The sequence below is a fragment of the Clostridium punense genome (assembly GCF_017874425.1).
Taxonomy (GTDB): Bacteria; Bacillota; Clostridia; order Clostridiales; family Clostridiaceae; genus Clostridium_J; species Clostridium_J punense.
In genome coordinates this window covers 73,434-90,722 of sequence record NZ_JAGGLL010000011.1, presented here as the reverse complement: position 1 = coordinate 90,722, position 17,289 = coordinate 73,434, and the positions used below count along the sequence as shown (strand labels likewise).

The following is a 17,289-nucleotide window of genomic DNA, read 5'->3' as shown; positions in this document are numbered from 1 at the left end:
AAGCAGTACAATTTTCACTGTACTGCTTTTTACTTATTTCATATTAATTTACACTTTGATAACTGTTATATTATTCTCTACCCTCAGTATAAGTGTATTTTAAGTCAAGAGCCCCGAATGTTGGAGACATGTAGTTTTTAACATGTTTTCTAACATAAGTATTCTTGAATCTCCATACTCCTGGGCTGATTACTGCATCTTCATAAACCAATATTTTTTCAGCTTGTTTGAAGATTTCAGTTCTCTTAGCTGGATCTATAGTATTACCAGCATCTTTGATTAAGTTGTCATACTTGTCGCTCTTCCAACCCGTTGGGCAGATACCTGCATTTGACATAAACATATCAAAGAAGGTGTTAGGGTCATTGTAGTCAGCTGACCATGCCATAGACGCTACTTGATAATCGAATTCATCTGTTCTCTTTTGGAATATAGCCCACTCAACGTAATCACACTCAACATTTACACCAAGAGCTGTTTTGTAGTTCTGTTGAGCAAACTCAGCAAACATCTTAGCATTTGCATCAGTACCTGATTGTAGATACTTGAAAGTATGCTTAGCTGGGTCTGGATCCAATCCCAATTCTTTAAGCCCTTCAACAAGTAAAGCTTTAGCATCTTTGTTCTCATTTTTTAAATCTTCAATTGGCTTATAAGCAACTTTTTCTCTATAATCTTTTCCATCAATTTGAATAGCTGGTGGACACCACGCAGTAGCAGGTTCTGCTAAGTTTTTATATAGTGTGGATACTTTACCAGCTCTATCCTCAGCTATTAAGAATGCTTTTCTAATTTTAGCATTAGCAAAGTATTTATCCTTTTGGTTGTAGAAAGTATAAGTTGATGAAGAGTCATATCCTTTTTTAACATCAAATTTCTTAGTCTCATCAAATTTTTGAATCCACTCTGGTTTTGTAACTCCCGCAGCATCTAACGAACCATTAAGTAACTCATTCATTCTAGAAGTTTCTTCTTTAATTATTTTCATTGTAGCTTTATCAAGCTTAACATTTGAATTATCCCAGTATTCTTTATTTTTAACTAATTCTATTTTATTATTGTGAACCCACTCACCGATAGTAAATGGACCACTAAATACCATTGTATTTGGCTCAGTACCATACTTATCTCCACCAGCTTCAATTATATCTTTTCTTTGTGGTTCCATAACTTTGAAATATGTTAAGTCAAGGAAGTATGCACATGGTGCAGTTAATGTAAACTCTATGGTTTTCTCATCTACTGCTTTAACTCCAACATCTTCTGCTTTTGCCTTACCAGTGTTGAACTCATTAGCATTTTTAATTGGATATAATAAGAACGCATATTGAGAACCTGTTTCTTTAGCTAGTGTTCTCTGAATCCCATAAACAAACTGGTCTGCAGTAATAGCTTTTCCATCACTCCATTTTGCATCTCTTAAAGTAAATGTCCATTTTAATCCATCATCAGACTTTTTCCATTCTTTAGCTATCCCTGGCTTTATAACATCTTTACCATCTTGGCCAACTTCAAGTCTTGTTAAAGCCTCCATAACGTTTACTAGAACTTGAGATGAATATAAATCTGTCGCTTTAGATGGGTCTAAAGTCTTTGGCTCTGCACCTAACACAACGTTTAAATATTGTTCTTTGTCTATTTTTGATGTTTCTGCTGCTTTGTCACCATCAGCAGGCTTTTTATCGTCCTTTGGTCCACATCCCACTAATGCTGTTGCAACCATTGATGAAGCCAATAATGCAGCTAATAATTTTTTACTTTTCACAGATAATCCCCCTTTTTGTTTAGCTCGGTCATTTAACCTATGCTCCATTTATTATTCTTCTTAATGCACAATTCCATAAATTTAGAATTTTTATTTTAAAGTTAAATGGTGTATATGTTCTATGTCTGCCCCCGATTAACTTATTTATATAATATAATATATTCGAGAATAAATCAACACATTTTTCTGAAAAATGAAATTTAATTTTTTTGACAGAAACATTTTGCAAAAATTAAGCAACTGTTTTTCTTGTTTTTTAGTTTATTTTTTGGACATATTCTATTAATATTTCATTAATTTATGAATATAACATGAATTTTAATTACAATATACACATCTTGCATCTCTATATTGTGGCTAAATTTATAACTTCCAACTAACTCCTTCATAATTTATTTATGCATTTATTAACATTTGTAATTTTATATAAATTAACATTTTTTAAGTGGAACTTTTTAATTTTTTACCAATTTTTGAATTTATGAATAATTTAATTTTCATTTATTCATTTTTGTAAATCACGCTGAATCTAATCACCTAAAATCAATAGTTCCTCATTGTTAGTACTACTTTTCACTCTCTCTTTTAAAATTAACTTGGTATAGCACCTTCAAACTAAAATAATAGGCTTTTCTGCGTAAAACTTTACTTTCCTTGCTACTACAAATCTTAAGTACAAATAAAATATAACTAAGTTCGTTCATTTAAGCCAATAACATTAATTATAAGTAGAACAACCAAATATATTAATAAATCATTTTAAGTTTCTGCCATATTTGCATTCTTTCTTATTAAATCTAAATTCAGTTAATTCTTAGGCTTAATAAGAATTTTTCCAATTTGAAAACTTGAATTTTTTATATAATAGTCAAGACCACTCGTTTTACGGGTGGTCTTGACTATTATATAAAAAAAAGAGATAGGATTTAATCCTATCTCTAATTTACTATAATAAATGACATGCAACAAAGTGATTTGGTTCAATTTCCTTAAACTCAGGTGATTTCTCACTACATACAGGTTTTGCATATCTGCATCTTGGAGCAAATCTACAGCCTGGTTTAGGGTTAATTGGACTCGGAACTTCCCCCTCAAGAGGAATTCTCTTTTTATTTCTTTCAACTTCTGGATCTGGTACTGGAATAGCCGAAAGTAATGCTTGAGTATATGGATGCAGTGGTTTGTCATATAGATCAGCACTTGAAGCTAATTCAACCATTGTGCCAAGATACATAACTCCAACTCTATCTGAAATATGCTTAACCATTGAAAGGTCATGGGCAATAAACAGATAAGTTAATCCCAATTCGTTTTGTAACTTTATAAGTAAGTTAACAACCTGAGCTTGGATAGACACGTCTAGAGCTGATATAGGCTCGTCGCACACTATAAAGTCTGGCTCTATAGCTAGTGCTCTAGCAATACCTATTCTTTGTCTTTGTCCACCTGAGAATTCGTGTGGGAATCTAGATGCGTGCTCTTTATTTAATCCAACTAATTGTAGTAATTCGTATATTCTGTTAGTTCTTTCTTGTCCAGTATGAAGATTGTGAATATCTATACCCTCACCAATAATATCTCCAACTGTCATTCTTGGATTAAGTGATGCATATGGATCTTGGAATATGATTTGGGCTCTTCTTGCGAACTCTTTCTTTTCTTTTTTATTTAATTTACTAACATCATGGCCATCATAAAGAATTGATCCACCTGATGCTTCATAAAGTCCCATAACAGTTCTACCACAAGTGGTTTTACCGCAACCAGATTCTCCAACTAATCCTAATGTTTCACCTTTATATATATCAAAACTTACATCATCAACTGCTTTTAATGTAGCATCTTTTCCAACTTGGAAATATTTTTTAAGATTTTTAACCTCAATTAAAACATCTTTTTTCTCGTTCACATTTTGATTAGCCATATTATACACCTCTCTTCAATGCTTCAGGAACTTCTACTTTTGGAGCCATTGGGTGTTTTAACCAACAAAGAACTTCATGAGTATCAGAAATTGTAGTAGCTTCTGGCATCTCTTCTAAACATACTTGCATGCAATATTCGCATCTTGCAGCAAACGGACATCCCACTGGTGGCTTAATTAAGTCTGGTGGTGTTCCTTGTAAAGAGTATAAAACATCTTTATTTTTAGTATCTAATCTTGGTACAGATTGTAATAATGCCCAAGTATATGGGTGTTGAGGATCTGCAAATATCTCATCAACAGTTCCTCTTTCTATAATCTGTCCAGCATACATTACTTGAATTCTATCAGCAACGTCCGCAACAACTCCAAGGTCGTGAGTAACTAGTATAACAGCTGTACCTAATTTTTCTTGAAGATCTCCAATAAGGTCCATGATTTGCGCTTGAATTGTAACGTCAAGTGCTGTTGTAGGCTCGTCAGCTATTAATATTTTTGGATTACAAGCTAGTGCTATAGCAATCATAGCTCTTTGTCTCATACCACCTGAAAACTCGTGTGGATATTGATGAACCCTTTTGTCTGCATTTGGAATATTAACAAGCTGAAGCATTTTAGTCGCTTCTTTAATAGCTTCATCTTTGCTCATTCCTCTGTGTATAATTAAACTCTCAGCAATTTGCTTTCCAATAGTCATTGTTGGGTTTAAGGATGTCATCGGATCTTGGAATATCATAGATATATCCGCTCCTCTTAACTCTCTTAAATCCTTATCCCCCATCGCTAATATATCTTTACCTTCGAAAATTATTTTTGAACCTTCTTTTATTTCTGCTGGCATTGGTTCAGGAAGCAATCTCATGATAGCTTTTGATGTAACAGTTTTACCACATCCCGATTCTCCAACTACCGCTAAAGTTTCACCTTTATTTAAATGGAAGCTTATGCCTCTTACAGATTTTACTTCTCCAGCATAAGTATGAAATGATACTCTTAAGTCTTGTACATCTAATATTTTTTCCATTGCTAACCCTCCCCTATTGACGCATTTTTGGATCTAGGGCATCTCTTAAGCCGTCACCAAGTAATTGGAATGATAACATCGTTAAAGAAATAAATAACGATGGCCAGAATAATTGGTATGGGTAGAACATTAAGTTAGGTTGTGCTATAGCTGCTAATGCTCCCCAGCTTGTATTTGGTGATTGAACTCCAAGTCCTAAGAAACTTAAGAATGCTTCACTAAATATATATCCTGGTATAGTAAAACTAATAGATACTATCATAATACCTAATGTGTTTGGTATTAAGTGTCTTGCTATTATTCTTGATGGGTTAGCTCCTAGAGCTTTTGCTGCTAGAATATATTCTTGTTCTTTTATTTGTAATAATTGTCCTCTTACAAGTCTCGCCATATTGCACCATCCTGTGATAGTCATGGCAATTATAAGGGATTGTATTCCAGGTCCAACAATTAATCTAACAAGAATTACTATTACAAGGTATGGAATACTCACTAATATCTCAAGTATTCTCATCATGATGTCATCTACTATTCCTCCAAAGAAACCAGCAACACCTCCATAAATAGAACCTATAACTGTATCAAAAAGTGCACCGATTAGACCTATAGCGATAGAAATTCTTCCACCTTTCCATACTCTGGCGAATAAGTCTCTACCTAAGTTGTCTGTTCCAAACCAATGATCTGCATTTGGCTTTAAGTTAATTAAACTATTATCTGTTACTTCATAAGAATATTTAGCAATAAAAGGTCCAATGACTGTCATTATTGAAATTAAAACTAGTAATATTAGAGAAAAAGTAGCAATTTTATTTTGCTTTAATCTTCTCCAAGCATCTTGCCAGTAGGTCATACTAGGTCTTAATATACCCTCTGAGTCTAAATTTTCACAGCCTATAATCTGAAATTTCTCTCTTGATAGCTCTGCCATAGTTGCTCCTCCTATCTCTTCTTACCAGTTACTCTGATTCTTGGGTCAATTAATCCATATACAATATCAACTACGAATAAAGCAACTATATATAATATTGCAACGAATATAGTTTGTCCCATAATCATTGGGTAATCTCTATCATTAACTGAAGCTACGAAATATTGTCCAAGACCTGGTATAGCGAAAATACTTTCTATAACGAATGATCCTATAAAAATACCTGCTATTTGTGGTCCTAATAATGTAATTGCTGGAAGTATTGCGTTTCTTATAATATGCTTAAATACTAAGCTTAGCTTCGATACGCCCTTTGCCTTTGCTGTTAAAATATAGTCTTGTCCAACAACATCCAGACAGTTAGCTCTCATATATCTTGCATAAGTAGCTATTGAGTTAAAGCTTAATGCTATAGTTGGTAATATTGTATGTTTAAATTGTCCCCATCCTGTTGACGGTAAAACCATCCAGTGAACTGTAAATGTAAATTGTAATAATGCCGCAACAACGAAACTTGGTATAGAAATACCTAGTATAGCTATAAACATAACTAAGTAATCTGGCCATTTTCCTCTATTAAGAGCTGCTATAATTCCAAGTGTGATACCAATTGTGAATCCCATTAAAATAGCTTGTGATCCAACTCTAGCTGAAATTGGAGCATATTTTAATATTGTTTTTGTAACTTCTCTACCTGGATATAGTAGAGATTGTCCTAAATCCCCGTGTAAAACTGCATTTTTAACAAATAGTCCATATTGTTCTATAACTGGCTTGTCCAAACCGTATTTAGCATAGTAGTTTGCTTTTATTTGTGGTGGTAAGTTTCTAGCTAAACTAGCTAACGGATCCCCTGGTATAGCGTGAATAAGCATAAATGTTATAGATGCCGCTATAAATAATGTAAGTAGCATATACCCAAACCTTTTAAGAGTAAATTTTAACATCATCATCCCTCCATTTAGCGTAAAGTTGTTGCAACAGACTTTCCATCTGTTGCAACAATAAAATTAAATCTTATTTTCTTCCATTTGTATAAGCGTATTTGAACTCAGATACTCCGAATAATGGAGTCATTACATTGTTTGAATATTTAGCAACATAAGTATTTTTCTTTCTGAATACTGTAGGAGATACAATACCTTCTTTGTATATTAGGATATCTTCAGCTTTTTTGAATGCCTCAAGTCTTACTTTGCTATCAGTTGAAGATTGAGCTTCTTTTATTAAGGCATCGTATTCAGCATTTGTCCATCCAGTTGGAACAACTCCTGCACCAGTCATGAACATATCAAAGAATGTCATTGGATCGTTATAGTCTCCTGTCCAAGCTTGAGAAGCTATTTGGAAATCTAGCTCATCAGTTCTCTTTTGGAATATTGGCCACTCAACATACTCAGTTTCAACGTTAACTCCTAATGCTGATTTGAAGTTTTGTTGATAGAATTCAGCAAATTCTCTATTTCTAGCAGCCGTACCTGATTCTAAGTATTTGAATGTGTGTTTAGCTGGATCTGGATCTAATCCTAATTCTTTTAATCCTTCAGATAAAAGAGCTTTTGGATCTTTAAATTCGTCAGCTAGTTTTTGAACTGGCTTTTCAGTATTTAGAGTTCTATACTCCTCTCCACCAATTTGTACTGCTGGTGGGCACCATGCTAGTGCTGGGTCAGCTAAACCTCTAAATAATGTTGAAGCTGCTCCTGCTCTATCTTGAGCAATAATGAATGCTTTTCTTACTTTTGCATTACTGAAATACTTATCTTTTGCATTAAAGAAAGTATATGCTGTAGATGCATCATAACTTGATAAAACATTGAATTTACCAGTTTGATTGAACTTCTCTATCCACTCTTGTTTTGTAACTGCAGCGATATCTAATGAACCGTTATATAACTCATTCATTCTTGAAGTTTCTTCTTTAATTATCTTCATTGTTACTTTGTTAAGCTTTACAGAATCCTTATCCCAATAGTTTTCATTTTTCTCTAAAACTACTTGGTTATTGTGTACCCATTCAGTAATTTTGAATGGTCCACTGAATACCATAGTATCAGCTTCAGAACCGTATCTTTCTCCTGCTGCTTCAACAATATCTTTTCTTTGTGGATGCATTACTTTGAAGTAAGTTAAATCTAAGAAGTATGCTGTTGGTGACTCTAATGTAAATTGTACAGTTTTGTCATCAATTGCTTTAACTCCTAATTCTTCTATAGAAGCTTTTCCACTGTTAACCTTTGAAGCATTTTTAATTGGGAATAATAGGAATGCATAAGGAGAACCTGTCTTGGAATCAAGAGTTCTTTGAATTCCATACACATAATCCGCTGCAGTAACTGGTTTTCCATCACTCCACTTATAATCTCTTAATTTAAAAGTCCAAGTAAGTTTATCTTCTGAAGTGCTCCACTCAGTAGCTCCAGCTGCTTTTATTACATCCTTACCATTTTCCTGCTCAATTCTTGTTAAGCCCTCTTGTACTTCAACTAGTACTTGAGAAGAATACATGTCTGAAGACTTTGATGCGTCAAGTGATTTAGGCTCTGCTGCTAAAGTAACATTTAGATATTGCTCTTTGTCCATGTTAGTTGCAGCCGCTCCGCCACCTTCATTAGTAGCCTTTTGACCACAGCCAACAAGTAGTCCAGCTGTTAAAGATAGAGTTAATAATGTTGCTAAAATTCTTTTGCTTTTCATTTAAATTCCCCCTTAGTTTATTGTTTGCTTAAGTATGTATGATAAATTTAAATACTTATTAACTTTAAAATATTTCGACAATTTTAAAGAAAACCCTCGATATTTTTTCAAAGTTTTAAATCTTATTAAATTTTTAAAATAAGTATTTTGGTTTACAAATCACACTTAAATAAGTTCCTTCGTAGTTAAAATGTTATCTCTTTAGTAAATTATAGAACAATATGAATTTTGAAGTAACTAGGTATCTAAAATTCATTTTTTATAATATTATCATAGACTATTGTAAGTTGTCAAACTATTTTGTCGTATAATAAGCCCATAATGTATACCATTTCATGAACATTTTTTGAACAATTTATAATTTAATTATATTTACTTATAGGTTTACAATTTATAGTACTTTTTATTCATACTTTTCTACTTTAGTATATAAACTAAATGAATACATCTTGAAATTATATGTAATAATCGTAGTGGTTTTTATGAATATTTTAATTCTCAAACTGAATATAGTTAAGCGACACCAAACTTCACCTATATTTAAGTCTATCTTGATTATCCTAAGACTCTTTAGAAATTAATAAATCGAATTTTACCTAATTAAGCCTATAACAATATTAATGAAATTTTTATAATATATTATATAACTTTATACTGCGAAGTTATATAATATATTATAGAACTTTTAAGGAGTGATGATATGAAATACAATGTTGCTATTGTTGGAGCTACTGGAATGGTAGGAAGACAATTTATATCTATATTAGAAGAAAGACAATTCCCAATAGATACTATATACTTTTTCTCTTCTAGCCGCTCTGCTGGTACTACAATTATGTTTAATGAAAAAGAAGTAACTGTTGAAGAATTAAAGCAGGAGAATATTATAAATAAAAAAATAGACTTCGCTCTATTTTCAGCCGGTGGTGATACTAGTCTTAAGTTTGCTTCCTTATTTGTTGAGTGCGGTGCTATAGTTATTGATAATAGCAGTGCTTGGAGAATGGATCCTAAGGTACCTCTAGTTGTACCAGAAGTTAACCCTGAAGATTTAAAGTGGCATAATGGAATAATTGCAAACCCAAATTGTTCTACTATTCAAGCTGTGGTTGCCCTTAAACCTTTACTTGATGACTATGGAATAAAAAGAATTATATACTCCACTTACCAAGCTGTATCAGGCGCTGGCATGGGGGGATTCAATGATCTAAAAGATGGAATATCTGGGGCATCCCCTAAGAAGTTTCAATATCCAATTGCCTATAATGTAATTCCACAAATAGATGTATTCTTAGATAATGGATATACTAAAGAAGAAATGAAGATGATTGAGGAAACAAAAAAGATTTTACACAATGATAATTTGAGGATAACTGCTACAACAGTAAGAGTACCCGTTATTCATGGTCATAGCGAGAGTATTAATGTGGAATTAGAAAAAAGCTTCTCTTTAGAAGAAGTTCTAAATACATTCAATGCTGCAAAAGGTATAGTTTTAATGGATAATACTAGAGAAAATATATATCCTATGCCACTTCAAATAGCTGGTAAGGATGAGGTTTATATTGGAAGAGTAAGAAGAGACTTCAGCTTAGAAAATGGCTTGAATCTTTGGGTTGTGGCTGACAATATCAGAAAAGGAGCTGCCTTAAATGCAGTTCAAATTGCTGAAACCTTTATAGAAAATAACTTAATATAAATCTTGAAAATCATTTTATTGCTTAATGAAAATTCTTAAGAGAACCAGTTCAAAAGTAATGCATTAGTTAAATTTTGACTTTGGTTCTCTATATAATATAACTTAGATGTTAATGTTTATAACATTGAAAGGAAGGTATTTATGAGTATATTTAAAGGTTCAGGAGTTGCAATTGTTACTCCATTTAATGAGAGTGGGGTAGATTTTAAGAAATTAAAAGAATTAGTAGAATGGCATATAGAAAATAAAACTGATGCTATTATTGTCTGCGGTACTACCGGAGAAGCTTCTACTATGAGTGAAACTGAAAAAAAGGAAACAATTAAGTTTGTTATTGACACTGTTAATAAGCGTATTCCTGTCATTGCTGGAACTGGTTCTAATAACACTCTAGCCTCTATAGAAATGAGTAAATATGCAGAAAGTGTAGGTGCTGACGGACTTTTAGTTATTAATCCTTACTATAATAAAACTTCACCAAAGGGCCTAATTGAACACTTTAGAGCTATAGCAAGCAGCGTTAAAACTCCAATTGTTGTCTATAATGTTCCTTCGAGAACTGGTATGAATATTACACCTAAAGCTCTTTATCAGTTATGCCAGCTACCTAATATAGTTGCAGTAAAGGAAGCTAGTGGAAATATCAGCCAAATAGCTGAAATTAAAGCTTTATGTGGTGATAAGTTGGATATTTATTCAGGAAATGATAATGAAATACTACCTACCTTAGCTATCGGCGGTATAGGAGTAATTTCTGTGCTTGCAAATATAATTCCAAAGGATGTTCATGACATTTGTGAATTTTTCATGAACGGAGAAATAAAAAAATCACAAGATTTATTCTTAAAAACTATTCCTTTAACTAATGGATTATTTATTGAAACCAATCCAATACCTGTAAAAACTGCCCTAAATTTAATGGGGAAAAATGCTGGAACACTAAGACTTCCATTAGTAGATATGGCTGAAGATACTTTAAAGGTGTTAAAAACAGAATTAATAAATTATGGTATAGCCCTAAAGGAGGATTAAAATGATAAAAGTCCTACTAGTTGGTTGCAATGGTAAAATGGGGAAAATGATTTCTTCTACTATAGAAAAATTTGAAGATATAACTATAGCTGCTGGTGTAGATAGATACACTGAAAGTTCTTTTGGATACCCTGTTTTCTCTTCTATTTTAGATTGCGACAAGGAAATTGATGTAATTTTAGATTTTTCGCGCCCTGATGCTTTTGAAGAAATATCAGGCTATGCTATAAAAAATAATAAAGCAGTTATCTTCTGTACCACTGGATATTCATTGGAACAGGTTACTATGATTAAGGCTTTAAAGGAGTATATCCCTGTTTTTTATTCAGCGAATATGTCCATTGGAGTAAATATCGTTAATAATTTATTAAAAAATTTAAGTAATATTCTTTATAAAGATTTTGACATTGAGATAATTGAAAAGCATCATAATCAAAAAGTAGATGCACCTAGTGGAACTGCTCTTCTTCTTGCTAACACAATAAAAAATTCTATAGAAGAAGAAACACTTTTAGTTCACGGTAGAGAAGGTATTTCTAAAAGACACCATAAAGAAATTGGTGTTCATGCTATTCGTGGGGGAAACATTATTGGCGACCACGAAGTAATCTTTGCTGGTCAAGGTGAAGTTATTGAAATAAAACACTCTGCCATCTCTAGAGAAGTATTTGCAGTAGGTGCTATTAAAGCGTGTTTGTTCATCTATGGCAAAGAAAAAGGCTTGTATTCTATGGAAGATGTAGTAAGAATATAGTTTTCCGTTAATATTAAAAACTCATATTTTTAATTTCAAAACAAAGCATCATATTATTACAACAAACCTAAAATTTCGATAATCATTATAAAAACCACTAAATTTAGCCTTTATACAGCAAATTTAGTGGTTTATTTTTTATTAAAGAACTCTCTAGTTAGTGAGTTCTTTAATAAATTCCTCTAGAGAATCCAAGGCTTTTTTTAAGTTTTCTGTACTATAACAATAGGAGATTCTTATATATCCTTCTCCCCCAATACCAAAGGCACTGCCTGGTACAATAGCAACTTTTTTATTCTGTAGCAACTTATTACAAAATTCTTCACTTGTTAAATTAAATTTTCTAATGGAGGGTAAAATATAAAATGCACCCTTCGGTAGTTCAACCTCTAGACCCATAGCCTTTAATCTACCGTAAACATAATCTCTTCTTATCTTAAACTCATTTTTAATAATCTCACAATGGTAAAGAGCTTCTTTAAGTCCAGCTAAAGCCCCATATTGCCCTATAGATGGAGCACAAGATACATTATATTGATGAACTTTAACAACTTCCTTCAAAATACTTTCACTAGCACAAATATATCCTATTCTAATACCTGTCATAGAAAACATTTTTGAAAATCCGCTTACTAGTATTACCTTATCTTTTATATCATCATACTGACTTATAGAATAATGATTTTCAAAGGATATGGCACTATATATTTCATCACTAATAATTAAAATATCTTCATCCCTTACTATACTATATAGCTCATCCCTCTGTAACTTCGTCATCACTGCTCCTGTAGGATTTGATGGAAAGGAAACCACTAATAACTTTGGATGTTCTTTTTTTATTATTTCTCTAATGCTGTCCATATCTATAGAAAAATCTTCTTTAAGCTTATATGTTAGTATCTCTGCCCCTACAAGCTTTGCACAGCTCTCATAAGCTGGATATGCAACAGTTGGAATTAACACTTTATCTCCTTCGTTAATCAACGCATTAAAGGCACATAACAGTGCTTCACTTCCTCCTACCGTGATGCAAATTTCATTTTCAGAGTAACGTATGCTATCTTTTAAGAGATACTGTGATATAGCTGTTCTCAACTCCAAAATTCCTGCATTTGGTGTATAGGTAGTTTTATCTTCATCTATGGCATTTTTCATAGCTTCCTTAACTTCTTTTGGAATTTTAAAGTCTGGTTCTCCTAAGGTGAGGGAAATAGCCCCAGGGTACTCTGCTACCTTATTAAAAAACTTTCTAATACCAGAGATTTCGATACCCTCTACTTTTTTTGAGAATATATTATCCATTATAAATACCTCTTTAAAATTCGATTCCTTTTCTAGCAGGAACCCCTTCATTAAAGTAATGTTTTAAATCTTTCATTTCTGTAACTAAATTTGCTTTTTCTATAATTCTCTCTGGTACATTTCTACCTGTCATAATAAGCTCTATATTCTCTGGTTTTTTATCCATTAACTCTAAAATTTGCTCTTCTGTAAGAAGCTTATTTGATAATGCTCCCATAACCTCATCCATAATTAAAATATCGCAAGCTTTCTCTTCAAATTGCTTTAAACAAAATCTATAGGCTTCTTGAATCTCTTCTTTTAATTCTGCCTTTTCTTCATCATTAAGTGTCCAGAAAAACCCTCTTGGCTTTTCAAATCTATATATATTGAAATAAGGCTGAAGTCTTTTAGCACTTTGTAACTCTCCAGTAGCCCCACCCTTAAGAAATTGTACCATAGTAACCATATACTCATTTCCTGCAGCTCTTGTAGCAAGACCTACTGCAGCTGTCGTTTTTCCTTTGCCATTTCCGGTATATATTTGTATGTATCCCTTCGATAATTTTCCCATTTCATGACCTCCTAAAATATTAGTTAAACTAACTTATATCTAACCCACTTTAGCCACCTAAAGTTTCTATAAGTTATACATTGACTTTTCAGCACAAACTTCTATAAGTATTATAATATAGAAATCAATACTGCAAAATATTGTTAACCTATTGCATTATACAATTATAACATTTATAATAAATTATTCCAATTATTCATAAAAATAATGCGGTTTTATACAATATAGCTCTATTGTATAAAAACCAATATATTAAACAATAATTATAAATGAAAGGAGCGAATTATATGGAATACAACTTAACTGATCCTTATCAATTAGCAAAATTTATTAAGGATTCGAAAAAATCTACTCCAGTAAAAGTCTACGTAAATGGTAATTTAGAAGGTTGCACCTTTGGAAATATTGAGCACTTCGGAGAAGGAAACTTTTACATATTATTTGGTGATAATGGGGAGGTTAATTCCTTTTTAGAAACCAACAAAGATAAAGTAAATCACTTTAAAGTTGAATATGATAGAAGAAACTCAGCTATTCCAATGCTGGATACCCGTGAAATTGAAGCAAGAATTGAACCAGGTGCTATAATTAGAGATAGAGTTTCCATTGGCAAAAATGCAGTTATTATGATGGGAGCTGTAATAAATATTGGCGCAGAAATCGGCGAAGAAACCATGGTAGATATGAATGCAGTGATAGGTGCAAGAGGAAAGCTTGGAAAAAGAGTTCACCTTGGCGCTGGAGCTGTAGTTGCAGGTGTTCTTGAACCACCAAGCAAAGATCCTTGCATCATTGAAGATAATGTGCTTATTGGTGCTAATGCCGTAATCTTAGAAGGTGTTAGAATAGGTGCTAACTCAGTAGTTGCAGCAGGTGCAATAGTTACTGAGGATGTACCTGAAAATGTTGTGGTTGCTGGTTCTCCTGCAAAAATAATAAAACATGTAGATGATAAAACTAAAAGTAAAACTGAAATACTAGATGATTTAAGAAAATAAAAAACATAAAAATTAAAGGATATTTAGAAGTTCTAAATATCCTTTATATATGGAACAAAAGTTATGACTGAAATTTTATAAAGCCTACCTTAAATCCTTTAAGGCTTTAAAGATGAATTTATTCATCATGAATCTATTCATAATGAATCTATTCATTATGAATAAATTCATTATGAATAAGATAAAATTCATTCTATCTAAAAGCCTATATTATTCTTAAACTGCATCTTCCATATTAATATCTAGAGAATCAATTGTGCAATTTTCACCTATTTGAATCTCTGTTATATTGTCCCTATTCTCATCAGTAACTCTTTCCATTTTAGAAATTGATACTTCATAAGCTATTTTCTTAATAACTTCTGTTTCTGAGACTTTCTTTTGATATTCTCTGCTTTGTAATCTTCCCCAAATTCTTATATTATCCCCAACTTCTAAGCTCTTACAGAATCTTGAGTTTCTTCCCCAAGCTATAGTTGGGATATAATCTGATTTATTGTATAATCTATTAACTGCTAAAAGCATGTCTGCAATTTCACGTCCAAAAGGAGTTGTCCTATAAACTGGTGCTTTACATATAAATCCATCTAAGAATATTTGGTTTGGATTTTTACTTCTTTCTTTTAACTCTCTTACATCTCTAGCAAACACTGTAAGAATCAGTCTATTTGATCCATCTACAAATTTATTGTAAGATCTTAACTGTCCCTCTACTATAAGTTCACTACCAATGCTCACATCCATTCCAGTAATTAATCTCTCAGAAACTGTAATGATTAAAATATCTGTAGCATCACTTAGTCTTTGAACCTCAAAATTAAAGTTATAAAATCCCTCACCATACATTTCATGGCTAAACTGTAATTCTGAAATCACTTTACCCTCTAAATAAATTTTGTTGTTTAACATAACATTGTCCATTGTAACCCCTCTTTCCCTTAGTTCTTTAATACATTTTCACTACATTTATATTTCACAGTTAGGTAAATTATAACTAAAATTGTGAAAATAATTGCATCTTTGTAAGTTCCCCAATTTCCTATACATAAAATTATAAAATATTTATGAACAGATTACAAGTTAAATTTTTTAAAAATTCATTCTATTTCTTCATTTGCCTTCCTTCACTATTTAAATAATAATTATCTTTCATTAACAAGTCAGATACGTTAACAAATTCATAGCCTTCTTTCTTAAAATGTTCTATAACTTGTGGTAAAGTTTTTTCTGTGTATTTACCGTCATTATGAAATAGAACAATAGAACCTGGTTTCGTTTTACTTATTACAGTATTATATTCTTTTTCAACGCCATAACCCTTCCAATCAGTACTATCTACATCCCATTGAACCGTTGTAAATCCAGCCCGCTGTACTGTTTCTACCACTTCATCATTATAAGCCCCCTCGGGAAATCTAAACAATCTAGGTAAGTTACCTGTAAGTTCTAAAATTTTTGCATTAGTAACCTCTAATTCCTTAATCATTGTTTCCTTTGAAATTGCTGTGAAATTTGGGTGTTTATTCGAGTGATTTCCAATTTCATGACCTCTTTTAGCAATATCCTTAACTTTTTCTGGATAATCATCACACCATTGCCCTACCAAAAAAAATGTACCTTTTATATTATACTCATCTAAAGTATTAAGAATAGCCTCTGTTTTATCAGTGCCCCAGCTGCTATCAAAGGTTAATGCCACCTTCTTTTCCTCAGCATCTACTGAGTATATTGGAATAGCTTTTGCTTCTGGTTTAAAAGCTCCTTGTGTAAAATAATTTAACCCACTCATTATTATTACTGTCCCTAATAATATAAATACTATTATTGATATCTTTCTTTTCATTCTTCTAAGTGCCTCCATAGTTCCCCCCATACTATATTTATCTCATTAAACTATATTCACTTTCAAAAAATATATGCTATTTAAAAATATATGTTATATATTATAATTAAAGATAATTACCTATAATTTATTTTGTGCTATAATGATTAATGAGTGTTTATTGCAAATTAGGTATTAAACTATTATCTTATTTAAAGGAGGAAGGGTTAATTGTTTGATAATTCTTTGGACTTAGCAGAAAATAAGCTTATAGTACTATATATATTAGAAAAAATAAATTTACCTGTTTCTAATATACTACTAGCTCAAATTATTCTAGAAAATAATTTTATGAATTATTTTACCCTTCAGCAATATATTACTGAATTAGGAGAGTCAAAGCTTCTAAAGAATGTTAATGATAAGGGAAAAGATAGAATAACTATATCTGATAATGGTAGGAAGGTTTTAAGCTTATTTAAAAATAGAATATCAGAAGATAGGCTTTTACAACTAAATAACTATATAGAAACTAGAATTTTATCAATTAAAAATGAATTAACTGTCACTGCGGATTATACTATTGAAAATGGTAATAGCTATGTAGTTAACTTAATAGCATCTGAAGGCAACATAACTCTTATGGACTTAAAGATTAGCGTGGCATCAAATAAACAAGCCAGAGACCTTTGCCAAAAATGGAAAAGCAATTCCTCTGACTTGTACAATAAAGTAATTAATTTATTATTTGAAGATCAGGCATCTGAAAATAAATGATAAGTCAA

The 17,289-nt window shown here is 31.8% G+C and carries 15 protein-coding genes; 5 read left to right on the top strand and 10 right to left on the bottom strand.

Going from position 1 to position 17,289, the window contains the following annotated elements:
* Nucleotides 1-70: 70 nt before the first annotated feature.
* The 6 genes from J2Z44_RS08595 to J2Z44_RS08570 all read right to left on the bottom strand — a co-directional run bounded on the left by J2Z44_RS08595 (nucleotide 71) and on the right by J2Z44_RS08570 (nucleotide 8,341).
* Nucleotides 71-1,765, bottom strand: a complete 1,695-nt coding sequence (locus tag J2Z44_RS08595; RefSeq protein WP_021281390.1) for a peptide ABC transporter substrate-binding protein — start codon at nucleotides 1,763-1,765, stop codon at nucleotides 71-73.
* A gap of 946 nt (nucleotides 1,766-2,711) precedes the next feature.
* Nucleotides 2,712-3,689, bottom strand: a complete 978-nt coding sequence (locus J2Z44_RS08590) for an ABC transporter ATP-binding protein (RefSeq protein ID WP_021281389.1) — start codon at nucleotides 3,687-3,689, stop codon at nucleotides 2,712-2,714.
* 1 nt (nucleotide 3,690) lies between these two features.
* On the bottom strand, nucleotides 3,691-4,713 hold the full coding sequence (locus tag J2Z44_RS08585) for an ABC transporter ATP-binding protein (RefSeq protein ID WP_021281388.1): 1,023 nt from the start codon (nucleotides 4,711-4,713) through the stop codon (nucleotides 3,691-3,693).
* Between the two features lie 13 nt (nucleotides 4,714-4,726).
* A complete protein-coding gene (locus J2Z44_RS08580) occupies nucleotides 4,727-5,644 on the bottom strand; it encodes an ABC transporter permease (protein ID WP_021281387.1) in 918 nt (305 codons plus the stop codon).
* Between the two features lie 11 nt (nucleotides 5,645-5,655).
* A complete protein-coding gene (locus tag J2Z44_RS08575) occupies nucleotides 5,656-6,591 on the bottom strand; it encodes an ABC transporter permease (protein WP_021281386.1) in 936 nt (311 codons plus the stop codon).
* A gap of 70 nt (nucleotides 6,592-6,661) precedes the next feature.
* Complete coding sequence (locus tag J2Z44_RS08570; RefSeq protein ID WP_209649494.1) at nucleotides 6,662-8,341, bottom strand: peptide ABC transporter substrate-binding protein; 1,680 nt, start codon at nucleotides 8,339-8,341, stop codon at nucleotides 6,662-6,664.
* A gap of 700 nt (nucleotides 8,342-9,041) precedes the next feature.
* Here J2Z44_RS08570 and J2Z44_RS08565 point away from each other — a divergent pair.
* From J2Z44_RS08565 to dapB, 3 genes are all read left to right on the top strand, one after another.
* Nucleotides 9,042-10,040, top strand: coding sequence for an aspartate-semialdehyde dehydrogenase (locus tag J2Z44_RS08565; RefSeq protein WP_021281383.1), 999 nt, complete (start codon nucleotides 9,042-9,044; stop codon nucleotides 10,038-10,040).
* A gap of 141 nt (nucleotides 10,041-10,181) precedes the next feature.
* Entirely contained in the window at nucleotides 10,182-11,072 is an 891-nt protein-coding gene (dapA, locus tag J2Z44_RS08560) for a 4-hydroxy-tetrahydrodipicolinate synthase (protein ID WP_021281382.1), read from the top strand.
* Between the two features lies 1 nt (nucleotide 11,073).
* Nucleotides 11,074-11,826, top strand: coding sequence for a 4-hydroxy-tetrahydrodipicolinate reductase (dapB, locus tag J2Z44_RS08555; RefSeq protein ID WP_021281381.1), 753 nt, complete (start codon nucleotides 11,074-11,076; stop codon nucleotides 11,824-11,826).
* Nucleotides 11,827-11,979: 153 nt separating this feature from the next.
* Here the strand turns inward: dapB and J2Z44_RS08550 are convergent, their stop codons facing one another.
* Nucleotides 11,980-13,131 (bottom strand): pyridoxal phosphate-dependent aminotransferase, encoded by a 1,152-nt coding sequence (locus J2Z44_RS08550; RefSeq protein WP_209649493.1) that lies wholly within the window; start codon nucleotides 13,129-13,131, stop codon nucleotides 11,980-11,982.
* Between the two features lie 13 nt (nucleotides 13,132-13,144).
* Nucleotides 13,145-13,684, bottom strand: a complete 540-nt coding sequence (locus tag J2Z44_RS08545; protein WP_021281379.1) for a cob(I)yrinic acid a,c-diamide adenosyltransferase — start codon at nucleotides 13,682-13,684, stop codon at nucleotides 13,145-13,147.
* Nucleotides 13,685-13,971: 287 nt separating this feature from the next.
* Here J2Z44_RS08545 and dapD point away from each other — a divergent pair, with 287 nt between their 5' ends.
* On the top strand, nucleotides 13,972-14,682 hold the full coding sequence (dapD, locus tag J2Z44_RS08540; RefSeq protein WP_021281378.1) for a 2,3,4,5-tetrahydropyridine-2,6-dicarboxylate N-acetyltransferase: 711 nt from the start codon (nucleotides 13,972-13,974) through the stop codon (nucleotides 14,680-14,682).
* Between the two features lie 216 nt (nucleotides 14,683-14,898).
* On the opposite strand, the gene J2Z44_RS08535 is transcribed toward dapD, so the two are convergent.
* Together J2Z44_RS08535 and pdaB are read right to left on the bottom strand one after the other, a co-directional pair.
* Nucleotides 14,899-15,603: a single-stranded DNA-binding protein gene (locus J2Z44_RS08535; protein ID WP_021281377.1), complete on the bottom strand. Its 705-nt coding sequence runs from the start codon at nucleotides 15,601-15,603 to the stop codon at nucleotides 14,899-14,901.
* 181 nt (nucleotides 15,604-15,784) lie between these two features.
* Nucleotides 15,785-16,543 carry a polysaccharide deacetylase family sporulation protein PdaB gene (gene pdaB, locus J2Z44_RS08530; RefSeq protein WP_021281376.1) on the bottom strand — a complete coding sequence of 253 codons (759 nt, stop codon included), beginning with the start codon at nucleotides 16,541-16,543 and terminating at the stop codon, nucleotides 15,785-15,787.
* Between the two features lie 192 nt (nucleotides 16,544-16,735).
* Here pdaB and J2Z44_RS08525 point away from each other — a divergent pair, with 192 nt between their 5' ends.
* Nucleotides 16,736-17,281 (top strand): DUF4364 family protein, encoded by a 546-nt coding sequence (locus J2Z44_RS08525; protein ID WP_021281375.1) that lies wholly within the window; start codon nucleotides 16,736-16,738, stop codon nucleotides 17,279-17,281.
* The last annotated feature ends 8 nt before the right edge of the window (nucleotides 17,282-17,289 follow it).

What these genes read in the sequence shown, in the direction of transcription:
- J2Z44_RS08590 (WP_021281389.1), bottom strand. Translation starts at nt 3,689, where the DNA reads ATGGCTAATCAAAATGTGAACGAGAAAAAAGATGTTTTAATTGAGGTT.
- J2Z44_RS08585 (WP_021281388.1), bottom strand. Translation starts at nt 4,713, where the DNA reads ATGGAAAAAATATTAGATGTACAAGACTTAAGAGTATCATTTCATACT.
- J2Z44_RS08580 (WP_021281387.1), bottom strand. Translation starts at nt 5,644, where the DNA reads ATGGCAGAGCTATCAAGAGAGAAATTTCAGATTATAGGCTGTGAAAAT.
- J2Z44_RS08575 (WP_021281386.1), bottom strand. Translation starts at nt 6,591, where the DNA reads ATGTTAAAATTTACTCTTAAAAGGTTTGGGTATATGCTACTTACATTA.
- J2Z44_RS08570 (WP_209649494.1), bottom strand. Translation starts at nt 8,341, where the DNA reads ATGAAAAGCAAAAGAATTTTAGCAACATTATTAACTCTATCTTTAACA.
- J2Z44_RS08565 (WP_021281383.1), top strand. Translation starts at nt 9,042, where the DNA reads ATGAAATACAATGTTGCTATTGTTGGAGCTACTGGAATGGTAGGAAGA.
- dapA (WP_021281382.1), top strand. Translation starts at nt 10,182, where the DNA reads ATGAGTATATTTAAAGGTTCAGGAGTTGCAATTGTTACTCCATTTAAT.
- dapB (WP_021281381.1), top strand. Translation starts at nt 11,074, where the DNA reads ATGATAAAAGTCCTACTAGTTGGTTGCAATGGTAAAATGGGGAAAATG.
- J2Z44_RS08550 (WP_209649493.1), bottom strand. Translation starts at nt 13,131, where the DNA reads ATGGATAATATATTCTCAAAAAAAGTAGAGGGTATCGAAATCTCTGGT.
- J2Z44_RS08545 (WP_021281379.1), bottom strand. Translation starts at nt 13,684, where the DNA reads ATGGGAAAATTATCGAAGGGATACATACAAATATATACCGGAAATGGC.
- dapD (WP_021281378.1), top strand. Translation starts at nt 13,972, where the DNA reads ATGGAATACAACTTAACTGATCCTTATCAATTAGCAAAATTTATTAAG.
- J2Z44_RS08535 (WP_021281377.1), bottom strand. Translation starts at nt 15,603, where the DNA reads ATGGACAATGTTATGTTAAACAACAAAATTTATTTAGAGGGTAAAGTG.
- pdaB (WP_021281376.1), bottom strand. Translation starts at nt 16,543, where the DNA reads ATGGAGGCACTTAGAAGAATGAAAAGAAAGATATCAATAATAGTATTT.